Raw genomic sequence first — 24,071 nt, forward strand, 5'->3', positions numbered from 1 at the left:
AGCTTGCAGAGCAAGGAACGGTTCTGCGAGCACCGGCACCCCGGTGACGGCCACCCGCTTCCGGGCGGGTCAGCAGCCGGTTGGAGGCGATGTCGTCGTGCGGCACGAACACGCACCCGTCAGCCGGCATCTGCGCGTCCGTCGGCATCGCGGCCACACCGTGCTCGAACTGCACGGTGAGATCGACATCGCCGCGGCCGTGGAGATCATCCCACTGCTCGACGCGGCGACCGCGCTGCCGAACCCGCGGGTCGTGATCGACCTGCGGCCGGTCGAGTTCTTCGACTGCTCGGGACTGCGCCTGCTCCACCGGGCGAGGAACCGCGTGCTCGCCCGCGGCGGCCGCATCCGTCTCGTCTGCGTCCACCCGCTGACCCTGCGCGTCCTGCGCGTGACCGGCCTCGCGGAACTGCTGCCGCCGTCGGCTTCGCTGGACGTGGCGCTGTGCCGCCCCGAGACGACCTCCGGGTCCGTGTGAGCCGCCCCCGGAGCACGAACTGCCCATCCGGCCCGGCCGGTCCGGGAGACGTCAGTCCTGCGGAGCGTCGAACAGGGCGCTGACGGACTCGCCGTTGTGGATGCGGCGTACCGCCTCCGCGAGCGCCGGCGCGATGGAGAGCACCCGCAGCTTCTCCGTCTGCTCCTCGGCCGGGATCGGCACGGTGTTGGTGCAGACGATCTCCAGCACGTCGGGCTGCTCCCCGATCCGCTTCAGCGCGCCCGCCGCGAACAGCCCGTGGGTGCAGGCGACCCGGATGGACCGCGGCCCCAGTTCGCGCAGGCGCCCGAGGAGTTCGATGACCGTGCTGCCCTTGGCGATCTCGTCGTCCAGCACGATGACGTCCCGCCCGGCGACGTCCCCGATGACCGAGCTGATGCTGACCCGGTCGTCCGCGAACCGCTGCTTGGCACCGGCCGCGACCCGGGCGCCTAGCATCCGGGCGAACGCGGCGGCCTCCTTGGCGTTGCCGAGGTCCGGCGAGACGACCGTCGTGCGCGACAGGTCGTAGCCGCGGAAGTGCTCGGCGAGCTCCCGCAGGGCGTGCAGATGGTCGACCGGCACCGAGAAGAAGCCGTGCACCTGCGGGGAGTGCAGCGTCATCGCCAGCACACGGCTCGCCCCGGCCGTCACCATCAGGTCCGCCATCAGCCGCCCGCCGATGGAGATGCGCGGCGCGTCCTTCTTGTCCGAGCGGGCGTACGAGTAGTGCGGCATGACCACCGTCACCCGGCCGGCGGACGCCCCCCGCGCCGCGTCGCACATCAGCAGCAGCTCGACGAGGTTCTCCTGCACGGGCGTGACCAGCGGCTGGACGAGGAAGACGTCCCGCTCACGGCAGTTCGCCTGCAACTGCACCTCCAGGCAGTCGTTGGCGAAGCGGCTGACGCGGGTCGGGCTGAGGGGCACGCCCAGATGCGCGCAGACCTCGGCCGCCAGTTCGGGATGTGCACTACCGCTGAACACGGCGATGTCACGCACGGACGCTCCTCGCATGATCGAGTCGGGATGCGCGGCTCATGCTACGGCCCCCGCTCCTTTGCCCCCACCCGGACCTCCGCCCCGTGGGACCCGCGTCGCCCCGCGGTCTGCGCCCCGTCTGCCACCGGGGCGGCCTGTCACGGCGTTCGGCGGGCATCCGGAGACCAGGAAGGAGGTCCGTCGACATGACGACGTCCGTCAGACGCACACCCGGCTGGGCCAAGGCGGTCGGTTCGGTGGTCGTGGTGCTCGCGGTGCTGTTCGCCGGTCTTCGGCTGATCGGCCTGCCGGGGCTCGGCGACGTGTTCGGCGAGGAGACCCGGGACCGTTCGGGGCCCGCCCTCCTCGAGTCGATCCAGGACATCAGCCGTTACGACGCCGCCTCGGGCAACTTCCAGGTGGTCGTCGATCTGGAGAAGGACGCCAAGTACCTGCCCGACGCGATCCGCGGCACCCGCACGCTGTACGTGGGCGCGGGCACGGTCGCCGCGTACGTCGACCTCGGCGGGCTCGGCGAGAAGGACGTGAAGGTGAACGAGGACCGTACGTCGGCCACGCTGCGTCTTCCGCACGCCCGGCTGGGCCGGCCCGCCCTCGACCCCGACCGCTCGTACGCCGTGTCCAAGAAGCGCGGGCTCCTGGACCGGCTCGGGGATGTCTTCTCCGACAACCCGAACAGCGAGCAGGCCGTGCAGCGGCTCGCGGCCCGGCACATCGGCGACGCGGCCGAGGACAGCCGACTCGCCGACCGCGCGGAGGAGAACACCACCGGGATGCTCCAGGGACTGCTGCACTCGCTCGGCTTCGAGGAGGTGAAGGTCACCTACGGCACCTGAGCCGCGCGCGTCCGGCCGACGGATCGCGCCCGCCGCCGCGCCCCGCACACCCGCGCGGCCCCCCGGGCCGTCACCCTGTCAGGATCCCCGGGAGGGCGAGCACCCCCAGCAGGGCCGCGCCCGCCAGCATCCAGGCCACGTAGTCACCGATGTGCCCGGACTGCAGCCGGCGCAGCGGCTCGGTCCAGGCCCGCTCCCCCAGCAGCTCCGGCCGGGTCACAGCCAGCGCGGCGAGACCCAGGGCCAGGGCCGTCGAGGCGAGTCCGAGCAGCACGCCGGCCGGTGTCCAGTGGGGCGGGGCGACGACCGCCCCGCCGGAACCGGCCTCGCTCATGGCGTGCCCGACCCGGGCGGCGAATCCGGGCACCGAGCCGACCGCGAGCGACGCGGCGAGCAGCAGCGCGGGCACCGCGGTCATCGTGTCCGGCACACGGCTCAGCCGGTGCCGGGTCTCGGGTTCCTCGCCGGAGCCGGTCGTCTCGTACGAGGACAGGTCCTCGGGCGGTGGTCCGAGGCCGAGGAAGACCCGTGCGGCGACCCGCAGCACCGCGCCCGCGGTCACCGCGGTCACCGCGACGAACAGCACGCTGAACGCCGCTCCCGCCGCCTCCTCCGTGACGGCTTTGCCGAGCCCGGCGCCGAACGGGGGCAGCCCGGCGAGTCCGAGGCCGCCGACGGTGAACAGCACGGCGACGCCGCGCAGTTCGCGGGCGCGGCCGTGCAGCGCGTGCTCGTCGACGGAGCCGTACCGGTCGAGGAGGATGCCCGCGCAGGCGAAAAGGGCGGCCTTCACCCCGGCGTGGCCGAGGATGTAGAGGGCGACGCCGTCGTCGCCCTCCGGTGTGAGCGTGCCGATGCCGACGAGGAACAGTCCCATGTGGGCGACCGTCGAGCAGGCCAGCATCCGCTTCACATGGCGCTGGTACCAGCACATCAGCGCGCCGGTGACGGCCGTCAGCGCGCCGATCACCAGCAGGGCGTGCTCCGCGTCGGCGGCGGGGACGCCGCCGGGACCGGAGAACACGGCCCCGTACACCCGCCACACGCCGTAGGCGCCGAGTTCGACCATGACGCCGGACAGCAGCATGCAGACCGGGGTCGGCGCGACCGCGTGGGCGTCCGGCAGCCAGAAGTGGAAGGGCATGGCGGCGGACTTCACCAGCAGGCCGGTGAGGACGAGGACGAACGCGGCGAGGGTGAGGGCGTCGGGTCCGCCGTGCTCGTCGAGTCCCCGGCCGATCTGTGTCATGGCGAGTTCGCCGGAGCGGGCGTACAGCAGCCCGATGCCCAGCAGCATGGCGTACGCGCCGAGGGAGTTGACGACCCCGAAGGTCAGCGCTCCCTGGACGGCCCTGGCCTCCTCGACCCGGTGCCCGGTCAGCGCGTAGGCGACGACGCTCATCAGCTCGAAGAAGACGAAGGCGTTGAAGAGGTCGCCGGCGATCGCGAATCCGCACATGCCGCCCTGGAAGAGCGGCATCAGCGCCGGGAACGCCCCGGCTCTGCCGCGCGGCGGCTCCTCGAAGTAGTGCCAGGAGTACGCGAGGGCAGCGAGCGTGAGCAGCGAGGCGAGGGCGGCCATGCCGAGTCCCGGCCCGTCCCCGACGAGGACGATGCCGACGCTCTCGCCGGAGACGGGCATCCATCCGCCCGCCCACTCGACCATGGGCGGCGAGGAGTCGAGCAGCAGGACGATCGCGAGGGCCGCCGTGGCCGCCGAGGCGGCGCAGCCCAGGGCCTCGGCGAGGACGCGGGGCAGCAGGCGGCCGAGGGCGACCAGGAGCGCGGCCCCGAGCAGCGGTACGGCGACGAGCAGCGGCAGCAGGTGGTTCATCAGCCGCGCAGCTCCCGCAGTTCGTCCGGGTCGACGGTGCCGTGGCGTTTGGCGACCTGGGTGACGAGGGCGAGCAGGAGGGCGGTGACGGTGGCGCCGACGACGATGTCGGTGAGGGTGAGGGCCTGGACGACGGGGTCCACCACCGGCCGCGAGCCGGGCTCCACGTCGGAGAAGACCGGAGCGGTGCCGCCGTCCCGGTAGCCCACGGCGAGCAGCAGGATGTAGGTGGAGGACTGGCAGACCGCGAGGCAGCCCACGGCGTGGATCAGGTTCCGGCTGGTGGCGAGCCCGTAGCAGCCGGTCAGGAAGACCCACATGGCCACCAGGTAGGGGAACACGCTCACGAGGCGCCCTCCTTCTCGATCTCGACGGCCTGGTCGAGGAAGTGGGCGAGCAGGACGACGACCGCGCAGGCCACCTCCATGCCGACGGCCGCGTTCAGCAGGGGCACGGTGCCGCCCGACGACAGGGTGTTGAACGTCCCGTACGGGAGCAGGGTGTTGGCGAGGAAGGCGCCGCCGCCGAGCAGGGCGGCGAGGCCGGTCACGAGGTAGGCGGCGGTGCCGAGGGCGTCGCCGGCCTCGTAGAGGGCGACGGGGCGCATCCTTTCCAGGGCGCGGTAGTCGGCGCCGAGGTAGAGCAGGTGGAGGGCGGTCGCGGCGACGACGCCGCCCTGGAAGCCGCCGCCGGGGCTGAGCTGGCCGTGGGCGACGATGTAGAGGCCGGTGAGCAGGGCGACGGGCAGGATCAGCAGCGCGTAGCGCCGCACGGGGGCCGCCACGCGGGCGGGACGGGGCGCGGCCCGGTGCTCGTCGCGGGTCTGGCGCAGCAGCACCACGGTGCCGACGACGGAGGCGAAGAGGATGCTCATCTCGCCGAGGGTGTCGAAGGCCCGCTGGTCGAAGTTGACGGAGGAGACGACGTTGGCGGTCCGGCGGGCCAGGGAGGCGTGCACGGCCCGTTCGCCGTAGGGGTGCCGGCCGCCGCCGAAGCCGGGCAGGTCCAGGCAGGCGGCGACGAGGAGCGCCGCGAGGCAGGCCCCGCCGGCGGCCAGGACCCACATCCGCGCGCGACGGGTCATCGTGTCTCCCCCTTGCCGCGGCGCCGGACCTTGCGGACCGACAGGAGGATCAGCAGAGGGGTGACGGCCGAGCCCACAGCGAGCTGCGACAGGCCCACGTCCGGGGCCTGCAGGACGGTGAACAGGACGGCGAGGACGAGGCCGAGGAGGGACAGTACGAGTGCCTGGCGCGCGGGGTCGCGCACGGCGACGGCGGCGGTCGCCGAGGCGGCGGCGAGCAGCAGTGCGACGACGACCAGGGCGTCATCCATGGTTCTCCTCCGTTCCCTCGAGGCCGCCGGACAGCGCCCGTGAGGCGACGAGGTTCCCGCCGACCAGGAGCACGCCGACGATCAGCAGTTTCACCATCGCCCGGCCGGGTCCGGCGGCCGCGGACACCACCAGGACGACCACCGCGCCGAAGGCGGCGGCGCCGAGGGTGAGTCCCCGGGCGCGCGGCCGGTCGTCGCGCAGGTCCTCGGAGAGCAGCCGGGCGAAGACGAGGGTGCCGACGGGGCCGAGCAGGGCGAGGACCAGGGCGAGGTCGACGTAGGACGGCCGGGACCAGCCCTGGGCGAGCAGCAGCAGGCCGGGGCAGACCACCGAGGTCGACAGGTTCTGCGCCACCAGCCCGCGGTGCAGCGGCCCGGTGGCGACGCCCCACACGCAGGCGCCGGCTCCCGCCGTGAGCGCGGCGGCCGCCGCGAGGGTCCATCCGTTCACCGGCCGTCCACCGCCCGGCGGGCGCCGCGGGCGACGAGTGCGCAGAGCAGGGCGGCGGCCGCGCCGACCACCGCCTCCAGGACGTCCGGCACGCTGATGAGGATCACCCAGAGCAGGGTGAGAGCGGCCCACCAGGCCAGCACCTCGAGTGCGCCGCCGAGCACCGTCCGCCGCCGCATCCGCCACCTCCACCGTCTTCGGCCGTAGGCCACCGCCGGGCCGTCCGCCGCGCGCGGCCGGCGACGCCGCGCGCCGTCCAGCGGCGTCCCGGGCTCGTCCCGCGCCGTCCGCGCCGCCCCGTATCGATCGGTCCGGAATCTTCCGTTTCGCCATCCAAGCACCGTCCCGGCTCCCCGGAGCGGCGGCGCGCGACCGTCCGCTGCCCGGAGTGCCCCGGCAACGCGGGCGGAAACCGGGTCCGCCGCCGCGAAGCCGCCCGCCGCGAGCGCCGGGGGATCGCGCATCCCGTCCCCCTTCGGGGGTAACCGGCAGAAAACACAAGGTAGTTGAAGCCAGGAGGACCGGATGCCCCACACGGAGTCGCACGCTCTCGGAGGGAAGTCCGGTCGCCGCCGGGGCGCGGCGGGCCCGCACGGCCGGCGTCCGCTCCCGCTGCCCGTACGGCTGCTGATCATGCTGCTGGCCTTCGCCGCGATGGTGGCGTTCGCGGCCGCGCTGGCCCGGATCACCCTGGAGCCGTCCCCGGCGTCGGAGGCTCTGACGCACAGCAATCTGCGGCCGGGGCGCTCCCTGCACGCCTACCTCTCGCAGCCCGAACTCCGCGACGCCTTCAAGCAGGTGGGCGGCAACCTGCTGCTCGGCGTGCCCTTCGGGGTGCTGCTGCCGGTGGTGGTCCCCCGGCTGCGGGGGGTCGTGCGGGTACCCGCCGTGACGGCGGTGGTGATGCTGCTGGTGGAACTGGTCCAGGGAGCCCTCATCACCGGACGCGCCTTCGACATCGACGACGTCATCCTCAACACGGCGGGCGCCCTGCTGGGTTATCTGCTGCTCGGCCGGTGGCTGGGCCGCATGGCGCATCCGCGCGACCGGGACCTCGGCTGAGCCCCAGGGGGCTCCCTCTGAACGGATGGTCCGGACCAGAGTCTTGACACCCCCTTAGTTCACTTCTTAAATCAAGAGGCGAAGCCTGCGTCCCCGGCATCCCACGCACCCCGGAATCCCCTCGACGCACGTCCCCCGCCCCCCACTCAGTCGGCGCACCGTCCCCACGGCGCCGCACGGAAGGGAGAGTCATGGACTCCCCACGCCTGCTCCGCAGATGCCTGTTCGCCGCGCTGTCCGCCGTCCTCGTGACGTCGGCCGCCGTCGGCTCGGCCGAGGCACGCCCCGAATCGCCCGACTCCGCCTCGACGGCCGCCGCCGCGACGTTCACGGACACCTTCGACGGCCCCGCCGGCTCGGCCGTCGACTCCGGCAAGTGGCAGATCGAGACCGGAGACAACGTCAGCAACCACGAGCGGCAGTACTACACGTCCGGCAACAAGAACGCGGCACTGGACGGCCAGGGCCACCTGGTGATCACGGCCCGGCGCGAGAACCCGTCGGACTACCAGTGCTGGTACGGGCGTTGCGAGTACACGTCGGCCCGCCTCAACACCTCCGGCAAGTTCACCAGCACGTACGGGCACGTCGAGGCGCGGATGAAGATCCCGCGCGGCCAGGGGATGTGGCCCGCCTTCTGGATGCTGGGCAGCGACATCGGATCGGTCGGCTGGCCGAACTCGGGCGAGATCGACGTGATGGAGAACGTCGGCTTCGAGCCGTCGACGGTCCACGGCACGATCCACGGTCCCGGGTACTCCGGTTCGGGCGGTATAGGCGCCGGATACACCCTTCCCGGCGGTCAGGCCTTCGCGGACGCCTTCCACACCTTCGCGGTGGACTGGGCGCCTGACTCCATCACCTGGACCGTGGACGGCACCGTCTACCAGCGCCGCACCCCCGCCGACCTGGGCGGCAAGACCTGGGTGTTCAACAAGCCGTTCTTCCTGATCCTCAACCTCGCGGTCGGCGGCTACTGGCCCGGCGACCCCGACGGCTCGACGTCGTTCCCGCAGCAGCTGATCGTCGACGAGGTGAAGGTGACCACGGGCGGCGACTCCGGCGGCACCGGCGGGCGGATCACCGGGCTCGCCGGGAAGTGCGTCGACGTGGCCGGGGCCAACTCCGCCAACGGCACCCCGGTCCAGCTGTACGACTGCAACGGCACCGCCGCCCAGAACTGGACGGTGGGCTCCGACGGCACCCTGCGCGCCCTGGGCAAGTGCCTCGACGTCACCAGCGGCGGCACGGCGGACGGCGCCCTGGTCCAGCTCTACGACTGCAACGGCACCGCCGCCCAGAAGTGGACCGTCACCGGGGCCCGCGACATCGTCAACCCGCAGGCGAACAAGTGCCTGGACGTGAAGGACAACAACTCGGCCAACGGCACACGGCTGCAGATCTGGACGTGCTCGGGCGCGGCCAACCAGAAGTGGACGGTGGGCTGAGCGACCGCACGGGCAGGCCGGCGCGGGGCCCGGCCGGGACACCGACGACGCGGGTGACGCGCCGGGTGTCGGCGGCCGGGCCCCGCGCCCTCATCGCCGTCCCCGGCGCGGCATCCACGTCAGCTTGTCGCCGCCCACCCAGCGGACGACGTCCGGGTCGTCGAGGTCGTGGACGGTGATGCCGTACTCCGCGGCCACCAGCAGGACGTCGGTGATGCCCTTGGCCTCGCAGACCATCTCGCCGTCGATCTCCATGATGCGGAACGGCGGCGTGCCCGGCTGCACCCCGAGCACCATGATGCGTGGGACAGAGACACGAGGGCTCGCGCTTTCGGTCATGCTTCGAGGGTAGAGCGGTTGCGGCCGGTCAGCGGCCCGGCGGTACGCCACGTGGCGCGAGGACCGCCGGCCCCGCCGTGCGCGGACGCCGCCCCTGGGCAAGGCTGGAGGCAGGAACCGGGAGGTGGCGATGGACCCCGTCGAGGCCCTGGAGCGGATCGCGTTCCTGCTGGAGCGGGCCCAGGCGCCCACCTATCGCGTCCGCGCGTTCCGGACCGCCGCCGCCGTGCTGTCCGGACTGCCGGAGGGAGCCGCCGCCGAGCGGGCGGCCGCCGGGTCCCTGGAGTCGCTCAAGGGCATCGGCCCGAAGACCGCCCAGGTGGTGCGGGAGGCCCTGGACGGCTCGGAGCCCGGCTACCTGCGCACCCTGGAACAGGAGGCCGGGGCGCCCTTGGCGGAGGGGGGCGAAGGACTGCGGGCCCTGCTGCGCGGCGACTGCCATCTGCACTCCGACTGGTCGGACGGCGGCAGCCCGATCGAGGAGATGGGCAGGACCGCGGCGGCGCTCGGGCACGAGTGGGCGGTGCTCACCGACCACTCACCGCGGCTGACCGTGGCACGCGGGCTCTCCCCCGAACGGCTGCGCGAGCAACTGGACGTCGTCGCCCGCCTCAACCGCACGTGGGCGCCGTTCCGGCTGCTCACCGGCATCGAGTGCGACATCCTCGACGACGGCTCGCTCGACCAGGAACCGGAGCTGCTCGACCGGCTCGACGTCGTCGTCGTGTCCGTGCACTCCAAGCTGCGGATGGACGCGAAGGCCATGACCCGCCGGATGGTCGCCGCCGTACGCGATCCACGGGCGGACGTCCTCGGCCACTGCACGGGCCGGCTGGTCACCGGGCGCGGCCGCCCGGAGTCGCAGTTCGACGCGGACGAGGTCTTCGCCGCATGCGCCGAGTCCGGTACCGCCGTGGAGATCAACAGCCGCCCCGAGCGGCTCGACCCGCCGCGGCGGCTGCTGCGCCGGGCCGTCGAGGCGGGTGTGCTGTTCTCGGTGGACACCGACGCGCACGCCCCGGGGCAGCTCGACTGGCAGATCCACGGCTGCGCCCGGGCCGAGGAGTGCGGGGTGCCGGCCGACCGTGTCATCACCACGTGGAGCGCGGACGAGCTGCTGGCCTGGACCCGGGAGGGCCGCCGGCCGGCGCGCGTGGCCGGCCGATGACGTGGTACCCGTACGGCCACCGGTGACCCGTCGTGAGAGGGCACCCGTACGGCGACCGGTGACCCGCCGCGACGGCGCGGCGGCCCCACGAGAAGGAGAGCGTATGGACCGGGCAGCCGTCTTCGACGTCGACGGCACTCTCGTCGACACCAACCATCTGCACGTGGTGACCTGGTGGGAGGCGTTCCGCCAGGCCGGACGCCGGGTGCCGACGCACGCCATCCACCGTGCGGTGGGGCTGGGCTCCGACGACCTCGTCACCCACCTCCTGGGCGAGGACGTGGACCCCGAGGAGGCCGCCACGCTCAGCAAGGCGCACACCGCCCTCTACGGCACGTACTTCGACCGGCTGCCCGCCCTGCCGGACGCCGGACGGCTGCTGCGCCGGCTGCACCGGGACGGCTGGACCGTGGTGCTCGCCACCTCCGCGGGCGGGCACGAGCTGTCGGCGCTGCGCCGCGCGATCGACGCGGACGACGCCATCACGGCCACGGCGAGCGCCGACGACGTGGAGCAGGGAAAACCGGCCCCCGAGCCCGTCGAGCACGCCCTGGAGCTGGCCGGCGTCCCGGCGGAGCGCGCGGTGTTCGTCGGGGACACCGTGTGGGACATGCGCGCGGGCACCCGGGCGGGCGTGACGTGCGTGGGTGTGCTGTGCGGCGGGATTCCCCGGGCCGATCTGACCGAGGCCGGGGCCGACACGGTCTACAAGGACCCGGCTCACCTGCTGGGGGCGCTGGACGACAGCCCGCTGGCCGGAAAGTGACCTTCCCGCCGGGTGTGCCGCCGCACCCGCCCGGCCGTGACGCACATCACCCCGCGAGGGGCCGTCCCCCGGAACACCCACTGGTAGTTTTCCGTTGAACGAACTAGGGGTGCGGACGGGACAGTGTCCCCGGGCCTCACCTCCTGCCCGCGGGGACGATCGTCCGGCTGAAGCCCTGTGGAGCGTCTCGCCGAGAGGCGACCGCCGTGCGCACCCACCACAGACAGGTCCCGACCGTGATTCCCCCGTCCCGGTCGGGGCCTTCCCCGTCCCGGGCCGCTCCGGGCCCGGCTTCCCGCCGCGTCCCCTTCGGTCAGAACGACAGCTTCTGGTCCCCGCAGGCCAGCCGCTCGCTCTCCGCCCGCACGTACCTGCCGAACAGACCGCGTACGTCGTCGGCGTACCTGCCGTCGAACCGGACGAGGAACACCACGCCTCCTGTCTGGCACTCCGCCTTGAAGACGCCCAGGTCCGCGCGGAGGCTGCCGTATCCGTGCGCACCGTGCACCCGTTCACCGCCGTGCAGTGCCAGTCCGGCGAAGATCTCGGCGATCCGCGGGTCGGTGACCGTCATCATGCGCAGCTCGAAGTCGCTGAGCACACCCCGCTCGCAGGTGCGTACGGGGCCCGCGCCCGCGGTCACCGTCGGGCTGTGCCGGAACGCCTCCGCCTCGCTCCTGTAGCGGAGCCCTTCGATGCCGCACAGCGCGCCGGGCTTCTCGTCGAGGGGACGGGAGGGGCGGGGCAGCCGCCCGGACGGGTCGGCGATCGTTCCGGCGCAGCCCTCGTCGGCGAGCATCCCGTTGACGATCCGGACCACGGAGCGGGCCAGCACCGCCCGCGCCTTCGTGTCCACGTCCATGCGCGGATCGGCCGAACCCATGGAGATGTCGGCCACCACCGGGCCCTCGAAATCATGGGGCCTGCCGAAGCAGCCGTCCGGCACGGCCAGCCAGGCCCGGGTGTCGGAGGCCATCCCGAGCAGCCCGCCGCCGAGCGGGGAGAGCCGTGAGGAGAGGAACTCCTGGCTCCACCGGCCACCGCCGTCGTAGGTGTCGTCCAAACGGTGGACCCGCGCGGTGACCGCCCAGCCGGGCGTGCTCACCCGGCAGGTGCCGGCCGGGCCGTCGATGCCCCGGGAGTCCCGTGTCAGCGGCAGTTCGTGGACACCGACGTCACCCTCGCGGTGCTCGAAGACCGGAGCGAGGTCGTCCGCGCCGAGGACGCCCCAGCAGCGGTCGTCGGCCGCGAAGGGGCCGCTCCCGGTCTGCCAGGCGGTGCCGGTCACACCGAGCAGGACGCCGGCCACGGCCGCGGCCACCGCCGGGCGCCACCGGCCCCGCAGCAGCCGCCTCCCGTGCCACCACGGCGGCGTGGTCCTCGGCGGCTTCGCGCCGATCGGCACGTACGCCGCGTCCCGGCCGCCCGGCGTCTCCCGCGCTGCCCCGCCCATGTCCCCGTTCCCGCCCTTCTCCGGAGTACCGTCGCGGCCCTCGCCGCCGTCCGCGTCGTGACCCGCCTCCCGTTCGCCCTTCACACCCGCTCACCGCCGTGCGGTGCCACCGGGGCGCAGCCCAGGCGCCGGGTGACCGCGTCCGTGAACACGGCGAACCGCTTGCTCTCCTCGCCGGTGGTGCCCAGCATCAGGAAGGTGGCGGGGCGCTTGCCGCACTGGGCGCGTACGACCTTGTAGCCGTCCCCGAAGACCCCGGTGCCGCGCCAGCCGCGCGCGGCGGGCTTCGTGCCCGTCGTCCCGTCCAGGAGCGCCGCGAGCCGGGGCCGGGCGACCATCAGCATGTCGTAGAACCGGCTGTCGTCGCTGCCCGTCCGCACGGCGCAGGACTGCAGATCGTCGCTCACCGTGCCGACGTGGGACTCCACCAGCCGGGACACGCTGTCGTCGAACTCCAGTCCGGGCATGCGGCATCCGCGGTCCGGATAGGTGTCGTCCCTCGCCGGCAGGGTCAGTACGGGCGAGGTGACCTCCAGGGGCCGCTCACCCGCGCAGCCGGCCGCCTCCATGCCGTGGTTGGCCGCGGCGACGAGCAGCGCGGCCACCGAGCGGTCGCCGCCCAGTCCGGCGCCGCCCGTCTCCGCGTCCAGGGTGACGGCGGTGGGGCGGCCGTCGGCGGTGTCGCAGCGCTCGGGCAGGACCAGCAGTCCGCTGCGGGCGGCGACCATGCCGGGCAGACCGTCCGGGACCGGTACGGCGTCGCCGCCGACGTGGTCGACGATCCACTCCAGTCGCTTGGCGGTGTCCCCGGGGGCGGGGCCGTACGTCACCTTCACCGTGGTGCCGGTGTCGTCGCCGTCGCCGCCAACGGCGACCGTGCAGGTGCCACGGGGGTGCCCGGGGGCCGGCGCGGACTGGGCCGACGTACGCTCCCCGTACTCCTCGGCCTCGTCGGCGAGGAAGTCGGGCCCGCTGTTCTCCTGCCAGGCGCCCCAGCAGTAGCGGTCGTTCCCGGGGAACGGCCAGGTGCCGGTCGCCCAGGTCGTCGTCAGGCCCGCGGCGATCAGGACGGCGGCGGCCGTCGTGGCGAGCAGGGCGCGGCCCCGGCGGTGCGAGGCGAGTGCGCGCAGCCGCGCACGCCGTGACCGGGAGCCCTCCTGTTCGGGACCGTCGGTCCCGGCCGGCTCGGCCTCGTCCGCGGAAGGTCTCGTGGGCCTGGCCCCCTCGTCGCCGTCGTCGGCTCCGGCCCCGTTCTCCACGGCCACCCCGTGTCTCCCTGTCCCCGTCGCGTCCCGCCCGCCGTGTCCCGCGCCCGTCCCGTTTCCGGCCGCGCATTGTCATGCTCCCGGTCTCCGTGGGCGCTTGATCGTATCGTCCGGCTTGCGGAAGCGAACGGCCGGGTGGAGCGCGTCCACTTGACTTGGTGTGCGCTCCAATTCGTAGCGTGCGACCCATGACCACTGCACAGCACAGGATCGGCTCCGGGTTCGGCGCCCGGAGCACCGCACGGGACGTCCTGCGGGACATCGACCTCTCGGGCAAGCTCGCGATCGTGACGGGCGGCTACTCGGGACTCGGTCTGGAGACCACCAGGGCCCTCGCCGGCGCGGGCGCCCACGTGATCGTCCCCGCCCGGCGCCCGGACGCCGCCCGGAAGGCGGTGGCGGACGTCGACGGAGCCGAGGTGGACGAGCTGGACCTCGGCGACCTGGACAGCGTGCGCGCCTTCGCCGAGCGGTTCCTCGCCTCGGGCCGCACCGTCGACATCGTCATCGACAGCGCCGGCATCATGGCCTGCCCCGAGACCCGGGTCGGCCCCGGCTGGGAGGCCCAGTTCGCGACCAACCACCTCGGTCACTTCGCCCTCGTGGGCCGCCTCTGGCCCGCGATCGCACCGGGGGGCGCACGGGTCGTCTCCGTCTCCTCCGCCGGCCACCACATCTCCGGGATCCGCTGGGACGACGTGCACTTCGAGCACGGCTACGACAAGTGGCAGGCGTACGGGCAGGCGAAGACGGCGAACGTGCTGTTCGCGGTGGAACTCGACCGGCTGGGCCGCGACGCGGGCGTCCGGGCCTTCGCGCTCCATCCGGGCGGCATCCTCACCCCGCTCCAACGGCACCTGGCCACCGAGGAGATGGTGGAGCGCGGCTGGATCGACGAGGACGGCACCCCGCTGAACCCGGCCGGGTTCAAGACGCCCGAGGAGGGAGCGGCCACCCAGGTGTGGGCGGCGACCTCGCCGCGACTGGCGGGCATGGGCGGGGTGTACTGCGAGGACTGCGACATCGCCGAGCCCGCGACGGAGGGCGCGCGGGGCGGCGTACGCGACTACGCGGTCGATCCCGAAGAGGCCCGGCGGCTGTGGGAACTGTCGGCCGGCCTCACCGGGGTGGACCCGTTCGCGTCGCGGACCTGACCGGCCGGGACGGGACCTGACCGGCCGGGACGGGAGGCGCCCGGCCGGCCGGACCGCGGGGGCCTACGCCCCGGCCGCCCCGGCCATGAACTCCCGGAGGTCGGCGTTGAGCTGCCGGGCGTGGGTGGCGTAGAGGCCGTGCCCGGCGTTCTCGTACACCTTGAGGGTGGCGTCCGGCAGCAGCCCGGCCGCCCGGCGCCCGGTGACCTCCAGGGGCGCGGACGTGTCGTGCGTGCCGTGCACGACGAGCACCGGCAGGTCGATCTTCGTCAGCTCGGCGGCGACGTCGAGGGAGCCGATCAGCTCGTACAGGGCCGCCCCGGCGCGGGCGGTCGCGCCCTCGGCACACCGCACCGCGTACCGCACGTAGGCGGGAGAGAGGTCGACGCCGGGCCGCCCGAGCGCGAAGAACGCGTCCGCGCCGTCCTCGAAGAACGCGGCCCGGTCCCGGGCGAAGCCCTCGGCCACCGCCCGCACGTCCTCGGGTGCGATGCCCTCGGGGTGCCCCGCCGAGCGGACGATGCCGGGGGCCATCCCGGCGACGAGCGCGACCCGCGCCACCCGGTCGGCGCCGTGCCGGCTCAGGCACCGCACGATCTCGGCGGTGCCTATGGAGTGCCCGACGAGGGTGACGGCGTCGAGCCCGAGGTGCTCGGTCAGCCCGTGCACGTCGTCGGCCAGGCTGTCGAGATCGAAGCCGCCCCATACGTCCTCGGACCGTCCGTGACCGCGCCGGTCGAAGCCCACGCACCGGTATCCCTCGTCGGCGAGCGGCAGCATCTGGTACTCCCACATCTCCGTCCCGAAGTAGGAGCTGTTGACGAAGACGATCACAGGTCCGTCGGCGGGCCCGTAGTCCACGTAGTGCAGCCGGGTACCGTCGACGGGGCTCTCGAAGTACGGCATGGGATACCTCCCGGAATCCGGTCGTGGGGCGAAGCGAGCGAGGTGCTCGGTAGTCGTGAATCATTCCGGGGCGGACGGCGCGGGTCGATTACCCCGGAGGTCATGGCCCGGAGCGTGCCCGATCCCCTGCCGGACGGCGGGCCGCGGCGAGGGGGACCGTCCGCATGTGTCCCGGGCTGTCCGGGTACTCGGGGAGCCCGGCGGCCGCCCCGCCGCCGCCCTCCGCCGTGGGCGGCCTGCGGCGGGCGGTCGGACCCCTGCGGGAGAGGAGCCGATGGTGAGCATGGAATCCGGTGGCAGGATCGTCGTGACGGGCGCGACCGGCAACGTCGGCACCAGCGTGGTGCGCCTGCTCGCGGAGGATCCGCGGGTCGAATCCGTCCTGGGCATGGCGCGGCGCGTCCCCGACTGGTCGCCCCCGAAGACGACCTGGTCGGCGGTGGACCTGTCCTCCGGGGGCACCGACCTGGCCAAGCGGTTCGAGGGCGCCTCCGCCGTGATCCACCTGGCCTGGGCGTTCCAGCCCACCCACGATCCGGCGGTGACCTGGCGCACCAATGTGCTCGGCTCCATCCGGGTCTTCGAGGCGGCGGCCGCGGCCCGGGTGCCGGCACTCGTGCACGCGTCGTCGGTCGGCGCGTACTCGCCCGGCTCCAAGCACCGCGCCGTGGACGAGTCCTGGCCGACCCACGGGTGGCCGGACGCCGCGTACACCCGGGAGAAGGCGTATCTGGAGCGCGCTCTCGACGCCTTCGAGCACGAGCACCCGTGGATGCGGGTCGTGCGGATGCGGCCCGCCTTCCTGTTCAAGAGGGAGTCGGCGAGCGAGCAGCGGCGGATCTTCGGCGGCCGCTTCCTGCCGGGGCCGCTGCTCCGCCCGGACCAGCTGCCGTTCCTGCCGGACGTCCCGGGGCTCAGGGTGCAGGCGCTGCACTCGGACGACGCCGCGCAGGCGTACCGGCTCGCCGTCACCCAGGACGTGCGCGGCGCGTTCAACCTGGCGGCCGAACCGCCGCTGGACGCCGAGGTGCTGGGCGAGCTGCTGGACGCGCGGCCGGTGCGGCTGCCGCGTACGGCCGCGCGGTCGGCGGTCGCGGCGGCGTGGGGGCTGCGTCTGCTGCCCGCCTCACCGCATCTGTTCGACGCGGTCCTCAGGCTGCCGCTGATGGACTGCACCCGGGCCCGCGCCGAGCTGGGCTGGCGTCCGGAGCGCACGGCGGTCGAGGTCGTCGAGGAGTTCCTGGAGGGCCTGCGCGGCGGCGCCGGGGCGCCCACGGATCCGCTGCGCGGGCGCAAGGTCGGCTGACGCGCCGCCCCGGGCCCCCTCTCCCGCGCGCGGACGGCGCGGAAGAGAGGGCCCGGCGTGCGTGCGGGAACGGGGCCCGCCGTCACGGCCGCTCGCGCGCGGCTACCCCGCTCCCCCGCCGTGCGCCGCGGCGGCCTCGACCCCCTCCCGCTGGGGCACGACCGTGTACTTCGGGTCCTCGGCGGAGGCGATCCCGGCCGTGAAGACGCCGAAGCGGGTGCAGGCGGAGCCCGCGAGGAGGGCCAGCCCGCTCGCGGCGGCCACGGCGCGATTCCGGCCGCCGAACAGCGCCGCCGCGAGGGCACCGCCCACGGTGAGCGCCTTCGCCGCGTTCATGAGGGTGCCCGCCCTGCCCTCGTGGTAGGTCTCGGCGACCATCCCGAGGCTCCGCTCCGCCGCCTTGGTGACCGCCTGTTCGGCCACCGCCGCCAGCAGCGCGGCGCACCGGGCCGGGGCCGTCTCGCGGGGCGGGGCGACGACCAGCGCCATGCCGGCGGCGGCGGCCGTCGCGGAGGCGACGAAGAGGTAGGGCAGTTCACGGTGGGCGCCGTGCCAGGCGGGCACCGCCGTGTCCGCCGCGAGGACCCCGGTGTAGGAGGCGACGGCCGGGCCGAGGAGGGCCGCCGCGCCGGTCGCCCCGGCGCCGACGCGGGGCAGCCGCCCGGTCACGGCGCTCGCGGCGGCCACGCCCGCCGCCGGGCCGTACGCGGACAGCAGCCAGGAGCCGACGCTCATCGGCGAGGTGGGCTTGAAGACCCTGAGCATGTTGACGAACCGGGCGGGCCGTCCCAGGTCGTGGATGAGCGCGGCGGCGGAGAGGGAGACGGCGGCGAGGGAGGAGACCTTCATCGCCGTCGACGTGGTACCGCAACCCGTCGCGTGGGCTCCGGCGGCCATCAGCGAACCGGCCCCGGCCAGTCCGCCGAGGAAGAAGTACCCGGCGATGTCCCGGGCCTCCCAGGACGGTGCCTTGATGACGGGGCGCCCGTAGTACGACGCGAAGTCGGCCTTCGGGACCATCGGCTGCTCTCCGCGGCGGCGCCCCCGGTTCCAACGCCGGGACTGCCGTGGTGCGGTGCTCTCGGTGCCGGTCATCGGCGCGCCTCCCGTCCGGTGAGCCGGCCCGCGACGAAGGAGAGGGCGATGCCGCCGGTCAGCGAGAGCGCCGCGAGGCCCGCGTGCTTCCACATCGTGGGCAGGTCGCGGGTGGTGACGACCGGGTCCGGGGGCAGTCCGTACACCTCCGGCTCGTCCAGGAGCAGGAAGAACGCGCCGTCGCCGCCGACTCCGTCCTCGGGATCGTGCCCGTAGAGCCGTGCGTCGGCGACGCCGGCCTCGTGGAGCTGGTCGACGCGGAGGGCGGCGCGCTCGCGGAGTTCGTCGAGCGGGCCGAACTGGATGGATTCCGTCGGGCACGCCTTGGCGCAGGCCGGTTCCTGTCCGGCGCCGAGCCGGTCGTAGCACATGGTGCACTTGAACGCCCGGCCGTCGACAGGGCGTTGCTCGATGACCCCGTACGGGCAGGCGGGCACGCAGTAGCCGCAGCCGTTACAGATGTCCTCCTGCACGACGACAGTGCCGAACTCCGTGCGGAAGAGGGAGCCGGTCGGGCAGACGTCGAGGCAGGCGGCGTGGGTGCAGTGCTTGCACACGTCGGAGGACATCAGCCAGCGGAAGCCCTCCCCGGTCCCGGCGGGCTGGGCGGCGGCCTGCCCGTCCGCCAGGGGGAGTTCGCCGAGCTGCCGGGCGGGCGCGCCGTCCAGCAGGGGCAGCCGGGTGCGTCCCTCCGGTTCGGGGCGGGCGGGCTGTTCGATGAAGGCGACGTGGCGCCATGTCGACGCGCCGAGCGCCTCGGTGTTGTCGTAGGACATGCCGGTCAGCGTGAGGCCGTCCTCGGGAATGGCGTTCCACTCCTTGCAGGCCACCTCGCACGCCTTGCAGCCGATGCAGACGGAGGTGTCGGTGAAGAAGCCCACCCGCTCCTGCCGCCCCGGCTCGTCCTGCCCCGGCTCCTGCCGCGTGGACCGCTCCTGACTGGTCGTCACTTCCTGACCTCCGTACCGGTGTTCTCGGTGATGCCCGCGCGCCGGCGGTAGTCGGCGACCAGCCGGGGCAGGTCGGGGCCGCGCGGGCGGCGGCCGGGCCGGATGTCGGCGGTCAGCGCCTTGTCCTCCTGGATGTGGGCGTTGGGGTCGAGCGCGACGGCCGTCAGCTCGTTGGCCGCGTCGCCGGTGACCACGCCGTTGGGGCCCCAGTGGAAGGGCATGCCGATCTGGTGGACGGTGCGGCCGTGCACGGTCAGCGGCCTGATCCGCTCGGTGACCAGGACACGCGCCTCGACAGCGTTGCGGGCGGTGACGACGGTCGCCCAGCCGCCGTGCTCCAGTCCGCGCTCGGCGGCGAGCCGGGGCGACACCTCGCAGAAGAACTCCGGCTGCAGCTCAGACAGATACTCCGACCAGCGGCTCATGCCGCCCGCCGTGAAGTGCTCGGTCAGCCGGTGGGTGGTGACGACGTACGGGTACACGTCGGCGCCGGGCTCGTCGCCGCTGGGGTGGTAGCGGTTGCCCTCGCGGGACATCGTCTGCCGCACGGGCGAACGCGCGGTCGAGGGGTAGAGGGCGTTGGGGAAGGGCGAGTCCTGCGGCTCGTAGTGGGTGGGCAGCGGCCCGTCCTCCAGGCCGGCGGGCGTGTACAGCCAGCCCTTGCCGTCGGCCTGCATGATGAACGGGTCGTCGCCGCGCAGCGCGTCGACGCCCTGGGCGTCCTCGTCGGGTACGTGGTCCGGGGCGAGATCGGGGACGAAGTCGGGTACGTCGTGCCCCGTCCACCTCCCGGCCTCCGCGTCCCACCACACGTAGCTCTTGCGCTCGCTCCACGGCGTGCCGTCGGGGGCGGCCGAGGCCCGGTTGTAGAGGATGCGGCGGTTGGCGGGCCAGGCCCAGGCCCATTCGGCGGCCACCCAGTCCTGTTCGGTGTGCGGCTTCTTGCGGGCAGCCTGGTTGACGCCGTCGGCGTAGACCCCGCAGTAGATCCAGCAGCCACAGCGGGTGGAGCCGTCGTCCTTCAGCTCGGTGTACGCGCTCAGCGGGGCGCCGTCCGGTCCGTGGCCGCTGATCTCGGCGAGCACCGCGTCCGCGACGGGCTCCTCCAACGGTCCGGTGACCGGGTAGTCCCAGGCGAGGTCGAGGACGGGGCGGTCCATGGGGTCGGTGGAGCCGGCCAGCTTCTCGCGGATGCGGCGGCCTAGGTGGTACATGAACCACAGGTCGCTGCGCGCGTCGCCCTCGGGCTCGACGGCCGCGTGATGCCACTGCACCCAGCGGTTGGTGTTGGTGAAGGAGCCCGACTTCTCGGTGTGCGAGGCGGCGGGGAAGAAGAACACCTCGGTGCCGATGTCCTCGGTGCGCAGCTCGCCGGTCTCGATCTCGGGCCCGTCCTTCCACCAGGTCGCCGACTCGATCAGGGAGAAGTCGCGGACGACCAGCCACTCCAGGTTGGCCATGCCCAGGCGCTGCAGCCGGGTGTTGGCGGAGCCCACGGCCGGGTTCTCGCCCATCAGGAAGTAGCCCTTGCAGGTGCCGTCGAGCTGGGCGGCGACCGTCTGGTAGGTCGAGTGGTCGCCGGTGAGGCGCGGCAGGTGGTCGAAGCAGAAGTCGTTGCCGGGGGTGGCCGCGTCGCCGTAGTACGCCTTGAGCAGGCTGACGAAGTAGGAGCGCATCTCGGCCCAGAAGCCCTTGTCGGTGCGGCTGGCCGCGACGAAGTCGTCGAGCGTCTCGTGCGCGTGGGCGTGCGGCATCGGCAGGTATCCGGGGAGCAGGTTGTACAGCGTCGGGATGTCGCTGGAGCCCTGGATGGAGGCGTGGCCGCGCAGCGCCTGGATGCCGCCGCCGGGGCGGCCGATGTTGCCGAGGAGGAGCTGGAGGACACTGGCGGCGCGGATGTACTGGGAGCCGACCGTGTGCTGGGTCCAGCCGACGGCGTAGCAGAAGGCGCTGGTGCGGTCGGGTCCCGAATTGGCGGTCAGCGCCTCGCACACCTCGAGGAAGGTCTTCTCGGGGACACCGCAGATCTTCTCGACCATCTCGGGGGTGTAGCGGGCGTAGTGCCGCTTGAGCACCTGGTAGACGCAGCGCGGGTGGCGCAGCGTCTCGTCCCGGGGAGGCCAGGGGCCGGTGCGGGCGCCGCCGGAGCCGTGGGTCTCGGATCCGCCGTAGGAGCCGACGCGTTCCTCGTACTGCTCGTCGGGCTCGCCGGTGGGCTGCTGGATCTCCGTGCCCTCGTACTGCCAGCTGTGCGGGTCGTAGCTGCGCTTGTCCTCGTCCAGTCCGGAGAAGACGCCGTCCAGGTCCTCGGTGTCGCGGAAGTCCTCGCCGACGAGGGTGGCGGCGTTGGTGTAGGCGAGGACGTACTCGCGGAAGTCCTTCTCCTCGGTGAGGACGTGGTTGATGATGCCGCCGAGGAAGGCGATGTCGCTGCCGGCGCGGATCGGGACGTGCAGGTCGGCCAGCGCGCTGGTGCGGGTGTAGCGCGGGTCGACGTGGATGACGCGGGCGCCGCGGGCCTTGGCCTCCATCACCCACTGGAAGCCGACCGGGTGCGCCTCGGCGTAGTTGGAGCCCTGGATCACGATGCAGTCGGCGTGCTGGAGGTCCTGCATGAAGGTGGTGGCGCCGCCGCGTCCGAAGCTGGTGCCGAGGCCGGCGACGGTGGCGCTGTGGCAGACCCGGGCCTGGTTCTCCACCTGGACCACGCCGAGACCGGTCAGCAGCTTCTTGATGAGGTAGTTCTCCTCGTTGTCCAGCGTCGCGCCGCCGAGGCTGGCGATGCCCATCGTGCGCGCGGTGCGGATCCCGTCCTGCTCCCACTCCCAGGTGGCGCGCCGGGTCTCCACGACCCGGTCGGCGACCATGTCCATGGCCGTGTCCAGGTCGAGGGGCTCCCACTCGGTGCCGTGGGGGCGCCGGTAGAGGACCTGGTGGCGGCGGGCCGGTCCGGTGGTGAGCTGGAGGGTCGCCGAACCCTTGGGGCAGAGGCGGCCGCGGCTGACGGGCGAGGCGGGGTCGCCCTCGATCTGGACGACCTTCTCGTCCTTGACGTACACCTGCTGGCCGCAGCCGACCGCGCAGTACGGGCAGATGGACTGCACCACCCGGTCGGCGGTGTCCGTGCGCGGCCGCAGCGCTCCGGTCCGCGGCGACTTCACGGCACTGCCCCGGCCGAGGGGATCCTCGCCGGTCAGCTGCCGGTAGACGGGCCAGCGCCGGGCCCAGTCGGTCACGCCCATGGCATCTCCCTGGGGTCAGGCGGTGGACTCGTCCGGGCCGGGGTGTTCCGGGTGGACCGTTCCGGAGCGGGGCGCGCCCTGTCTGCCGGTGCCCGCCTCGTCCGTGTCGGGGACGTCGGCGGCGGACTCGTCCTCGTCGCCGTCCGTGTCCCGGTCCGACGGCGGGGGTGCGACGTCCAGCGGGTCCTCGCCCCCCTGGGCCTGCTGGTCGGGCAGATCCCGGGGGACCGGGGCACCGTTCTCTCCGGGGCTCCCCGTGCGGTGGTCGGTCACGGCGCTCTCCGTTCGTCGGCAGGCTGGCGCGGTCCGCGGGGCGCGCTGCCCGCGGGCGAGGCGCGGGTACCTCGCGCCTCCTCCACGAAACCACCCGGCACGGCACCGCGCTTGCGGACGGCGGCGCGGCCGTCCCACCGACGGGCGAGCGCGAGGGCCGGTCAACGCCCGGGAAGAGGACCAGGTCAGGGCCCGGGAAGAGAACCGCTCCTGGCGCACGGCCCTGCGGGACCGCCTCGGGTCAGTGCGAGGACCGCTCCCGCAGGGCCGTGCGCCAGGCCGGCGAGCGGTCGTCGGGCGCGGGCTCGGGGCGCCTGCCGCCCCGGGCGAAGAAGTCGGCGAGCGGCAGGATCGCCGCGCCGACGGTGACCGCGTCGGGGCCGAGCTTGCCGATGTCGACCGAGACGCGCGCGGCCGGGTGGCGCAGGGCGTACGAGACGGCGTGCTCGCGCACCGCGGGCAGCAGCCGTGAGCCGAGCCTGAGGCCCGCCCAGCCGCCGATCAGGATGCGTTCGGGGCGGAAGAGGTTGATCAGGTCGGAGAGTCCCGCGCCGAGGTATTCGGCCGTCTCCTCCAGGACGGCGCGCGCGACCGGGTCGGGCGCGGAGTCGTCGTCGGGGTGGGCGGCGAGGAGCATCGCGGCCAGGGCGGTCTCCTCGTCGGTGTCCTGCGGCGGGTGTCCGCCCCGCTCCCGCCAGCGGTCGAGCAGCGCCTCGGCTCCCGCGTACGCCTCCAGGCAGCCGAGGGCGCCGCAGCGGCAGCGGCGGCCGCCCACCCGCACGGTCAGATGCCCCCATTCGAGGGAACGGCCGCCCGTCATCTCCTCCGTCACCAGGCAGGCGCCGATGCCGGAGCCGAGGAGGACCACGACCGCGTCGGTGGCGCCGCGTCCTGCGCCGAACCACATCTCGGCCTGGCCGAGGGTCCGGGCGCCGTTGTCGGCGAAGTAGGGGACGGTGTCCGGGAGCCGGCAGGCGTCGCGGAGCAGGGATTCGAGGGGGACGTCCTGCCAGCCGATCGTCTGTCCGTGCACCACCGCGCCCTGCCCGGGGGTGCGGGTGACGATGCCGGGGACCCCGATGCCGACGCCGAGCAGCCGCTCGGGCGCGGTGTCCGCGCCGGCCAGGACCTCGGCGACGCCGTCGCGGATGTGACCGACGACGACACCGACGTCGTAGCCCTGGCTCTCCAGCGGTCGCTCGGCGCGGGCCAGTTCGGTGAAGCCGAGGTCGAAGAGCTCGACGCGGACCCGGGTCTCGCCGACGTCGACGCCGATCAGCCGGCCGCTGCCGGGCGCGACCCGCAGCAGGGTGCGCGGGCGGCCGCCGTCGGAGTCGACGCTGCCGGCCTCCTCCACCAGGCCGTCGGCGACCAGTTCGGCGACGACGTTGCTGACGGAGCCGGAGCTCAGCCCGGTGGCCGGGCCCAGCTCGAAGCGGCTCATGGGTCCGTCGAAGTACAGCCGTTGCAGTACGGCGGCCCGATTGCCCCGCCGCAGGTCACGCACCGTACGCCCGCCCCGCCCCGTCATGTGGCTCCTCCCCGGCCCGCCCGGTCCGGTCCGCCTGCTCACGTCACCCGGGCCGTCCGGTCCGTGCGTCCGTCCGGTCGGCCCTGTCTGCAACATACCGTCCGCGGAAATGGGTGGATCTCGCCGCTCGCACCTATGTACCGTAGGTATCCGGCTAGTGCTCCTAGGTTCGGGGCG

General features: G+C 73.8%; 24 protein-coding genes. 8 read left to right on the forward strand and 16 right to left on the reverse strand.

From position 1 onward, the window contains the following. The first annotated feature begins 97 nt into the window (after positions 1-97). A complete protein-coding gene (locus tag ACFY93_RS17705) occupies positions 98-478 on the forward strand; it encodes an anti-sigma factor antagonist (RefSeq protein ID WP_391359485.1) in 381 nt (126 codons plus the stop codon). A gap of 51 nt (positions 479-529) precedes the next feature. Here the strand turns inward: ACFY93_RS17705 and ACFY93_RS17710 are convergent, their stop codons facing one another. Continuing rightward, positions 530-1,480: a ribose-phosphate diphosphokinase gene (locus ACFY93_RS17710; RefSeq protein ID WP_391359487.1), complete on the reverse strand. Its 951-nt coding sequence runs from the start codon at positions 1,478-1,480 to the stop codon at positions 530-532. A 185-nt stretch (positions 1,481-1,665) separates the two neighbouring features. Between ACFY93_RS17710 and ACFY93_RS17715 the strand changes: the two genes are divergently transcribed. Then, complete coding sequence (locus tag ACFY93_RS17715) at positions 1,666-2,316, forward strand: DUF4230 domain-containing protein (RefSeq protein WP_391359490.1); 651 nt, start codon at positions 1,666-1,668, stop codon at positions 2,314-2,316. Between the two features lie 70 nt (positions 2,317-2,386). On the opposite strand, the gene ACFY93_RS17720 is transcribed toward ACFY93_RS17715, so the two are convergent. Genes ACFY93_RS17720 through ACFY93_RS17745 form a run of 6 tightly spaced genes read right to left on the reverse strand, consistent with a single transcriptional unit; the run spans position 2,387 to position 6,115 of the window. Continuing rightward, positions 2,387-4,150, reverse strand: a complete 1,764-nt coding sequence (locus tag ACFY93_RS17720) for a proton-conducting transporter membrane subunit (protein ID WP_391359492.1) — start codon at positions 4,148-4,150, stop codon at positions 2,387-2,389. After that, positions 4,150-4,470: an NADH-quinone oxidoreductase subunit K gene (locus ACFY93_RS17725; protein WP_391359914.1), complete on the reverse strand. Its 321-nt coding sequence runs from the start codon at positions 4,468-4,470 to the stop codon at positions 4,150-4,152. The genes ACFY93_RS17720 and ACFY93_RS17725 overlap by 1 nt, the downstream gene beginning before the upstream one ends. A gap of 23 nt (positions 4,471-4,493) precedes the next feature. Further along, positions 4,494-5,234 carry an MnhB domain-containing protein gene (locus ACFY93_RS17730; protein ID WP_391359494.1) on the reverse strand — a complete coding sequence of 247 codons (741 nt, stop codon included), beginning with the start codon at positions 5,232-5,234 and terminating at the stop codon, positions 4,494-4,496. Then, a complete protein-coding gene (locus ACFY93_RS17735; RefSeq protein ID WP_391359497.1) occupies positions 5,231-5,485 on the reverse strand; it encodes a hydrogenase subunit MbhD domain-containing protein in 255 nt (84 codons plus the stop codon). The genes ACFY93_RS17730 and ACFY93_RS17735 overlap by 4 nt, the downstream gene beginning before the upstream one ends. Further along, positions 5,478-5,936 carry a monovalent cation/H+ antiporter complex subunit F gene (locus ACFY93_RS17740; RefSeq protein WP_391359500.1) on the reverse strand — a complete coding sequence of 153 codons (459 nt, stop codon included), beginning with the start codon at positions 5,934-5,936 and terminating at the stop codon, positions 5,478-5,480. Before ACFY93_RS17740 ends, ACFY93_RS17735 begins: the two co-directional genes overlap by 8 nt. Next, a complete protein-coding gene (locus ACFY93_RS17745) occupies positions 5,933-6,115 on the reverse strand; it encodes a hypothetical protein (protein ID WP_391359501.1) in 183 nt (60 codons plus the stop codon). Before ACFY93_RS17745 ends, ACFY93_RS17740 begins: the two co-directional genes overlap by 4 nt. A 346-nt stretch (positions 6,116-6,461) precedes the next feature. On the opposite strand from ACFY93_RS17745, the gene ACFY93_RS17750 reads away from it, so the two are divergent. Then, complete coding sequence (locus ACFY93_RS17750; protein WP_391359504.1) at positions 6,462-6,998, forward strand: VanZ family protein; 537 nt, start codon at positions 6,462-6,464, stop codon at positions 6,996-6,998. Between the two features lie 191 nt (positions 6,999-7,189). Next, the gene (locus ACFY93_RS17755; RefSeq protein WP_391359507.1) at positions 7,190-8,446 is read left to right on the forward strand and encodes a ricin-type beta-trefoil lectin domain protein; all 1,257 of its coding nucleotides are present in this window, start codon (positions 7,190-7,192) and stop codon (positions 8,444-8,446) included. Positions 8,447-8,536: 90 nt separating this feature from the next. Here ACFY93_RS17755 and ACFY93_RS17760 read toward each other — a convergent pair whose 3' ends face one another. Continuing rightward, entirely contained in the window at positions 8,537-8,785 is a 249-nt protein-coding gene (locus ACFY93_RS17760) for a hypothetical protein (protein WP_391359510.1), read from the reverse strand. Positions 8,786-8,915: 130 nt separating this feature from the next. Here ACFY93_RS17760 and ACFY93_RS17765 point away from each other — a divergent pair, with 130 nt between their 5' ends. Together ACFY93_RS17765 and ACFY93_RS17770 are read left to right on the forward strand one after the other, a co-directional pair. Beyond that, positions 8,916-9,953 (forward strand): PHP domain-containing protein, encoded by a 1,038-nt coding sequence (locus ACFY93_RS17765; protein ID WP_391359513.1) that lies wholly within the window; start codon positions 8,916-8,918, stop codon positions 9,951-9,953. Between the two features lie 103 nt (positions 9,954-10,056). Continuing rightward, on the forward strand, positions 10,057-10,719 hold the full coding sequence (locus ACFY93_RS17770) for an HAD-IA family hydrolase (RefSeq protein ID WP_391359516.1): 663 nt from the start codon (positions 10,057-10,059) through the stop codon (positions 10,717-10,719). A gap of 313 nt (positions 10,720-11,032) precedes the next feature. Here the strand turns inward: ACFY93_RS17770 and ACFY93_RS17775 are convergent, their stop codons facing one another. Together ACFY93_RS17775 and ACFY93_RS17780 are read right to left on the reverse strand one after the other, a co-directional pair. Next, positions 11,033-12,256 carry a hypothetical protein gene (locus ACFY93_RS17775; protein WP_391359517.1) on the reverse strand — a complete coding sequence of 408 codons (1,224 nt, stop codon included), beginning with the start codon at positions 12,254-12,256 and terminating at the stop codon, positions 11,033-11,035. Continuing rightward, complete coding sequence (locus ACFY93_RS17780) at positions 12,253-13,437, reverse strand: hypothetical protein (RefSeq protein WP_391359520.1); 1,185 nt, start codon at positions 13,435-13,437, stop codon at positions 12,253-12,255. Before ACFY93_RS17780 ends, ACFY93_RS17775 begins: the two co-directional genes overlap by 4 nt. A gap of 188 nt (positions 13,438-13,625) precedes the next feature. Between ACFY93_RS17780 and ACFY93_RS17785 the strand changes: the two genes are divergently transcribed. Further along, entirely contained in the window at positions 13,626-14,591 is a 966-nt protein-coding gene (locus ACFY93_RS17785) for an oxidoreductase (protein WP_391359524.1), read from the forward strand. A gap of 63 nt (positions 14,592-14,654) precedes the next feature. Here ACFY93_RS17785 and ACFY93_RS17790 read toward each other — a convergent pair whose 3' ends face one another. Beyond that, on the reverse strand, positions 14,655-15,497 hold the full coding sequence (locus tag ACFY93_RS17790) for an alpha/beta fold hydrolase (protein ID WP_391359527.1): 843 nt from the start codon (positions 15,495-15,497) through the stop codon (positions 14,655-14,657). A 274-nt stretch (positions 15,498-15,771) separates the two neighbouring features. On the opposite strand from ACFY93_RS17790, the gene ACFY93_RS17795 reads away from it, so the two are divergent. Then, positions 15,772-16,803, forward strand: coding sequence for an NAD-dependent epimerase/dehydratase family protein (locus ACFY93_RS17795; RefSeq protein WP_391359530.1), 1,032 nt, complete (start codon positions 15,772-15,774; stop codon positions 16,801-16,803). A 102-nt stretch (positions 16,804-16,905) separates the two neighbouring features. Here the strand turns inward: ACFY93_RS17795 and nrfD are convergent, their stop codons facing one another. From nrfD to ACFY93_RS17820, 5 genes are all read right to left on the reverse strand, one after another. Further along, a complete protein-coding gene (gene nrfD / locus ACFY93_RS17800; RefSeq protein ID WP_391359532.1) occupies positions 16,906-17,898 on the reverse strand; it encodes an NrfD/PsrC family molybdoenzyme membrane anchor subunit in 993 nt (330 codons plus the stop codon). Next, complete coding sequence (locus tag ACFY93_RS17805) at positions 17,895-18,779, reverse strand: 4Fe-4S dicluster domain-containing protein (protein ID WP_391359916.1); 885 nt, start codon at positions 18,777-18,779, stop codon at positions 17,895-17,897. The genes nrfD and ACFY93_RS17805 overlap by 4 nt, the downstream gene beginning before the upstream one ends. A 65-nt stretch (positions 18,780-18,844) precedes the next feature. After that, positions 18,845-22,090 carry a formate dehydrogenase gene (gene fdh, locus ACFY93_RS17810; protein ID WP_391359535.1) on the reverse strand — a complete coding sequence of 1,082 codons (3,246 nt, stop codon included), beginning with the start codon at positions 22,088-22,090 and terminating at the stop codon, positions 18,845-18,847. A gap of 15 nt (positions 22,091-22,105) precedes the next feature. Then, the gene (locus tag ACFY93_RS17815; protein ID WP_391359537.1) at positions 22,106-22,363 is read right to left on the reverse strand and encodes a hypothetical protein; all 258 of its coding nucleotides are present in this window, start codon (positions 22,361-22,363) and stop codon (positions 22,106-22,108) included. A 241-nt stretch (positions 22,364-22,604) separates the two neighbouring features. Continuing rightward, positions 22,605-23,894 (reverse strand): ROK family protein, encoded by a 1,290-nt coding sequence (locus tag ACFY93_RS17820; protein ID WP_391359540.1) that lies wholly within the window; start codon positions 23,892-23,894, stop codon positions 22,605-22,607. Positions 23,895-24,071: the final 177 nt, after the last annotated feature.

The sequence above is a fragment of the Streptomyces sp. NPDC008313 genome (assembly GCF_042956125.1).
GTDB lineage: Bacteria > Actinomycetota > Actinomycetes > Streptomycetales > Streptomycetaceae > Streptomyces.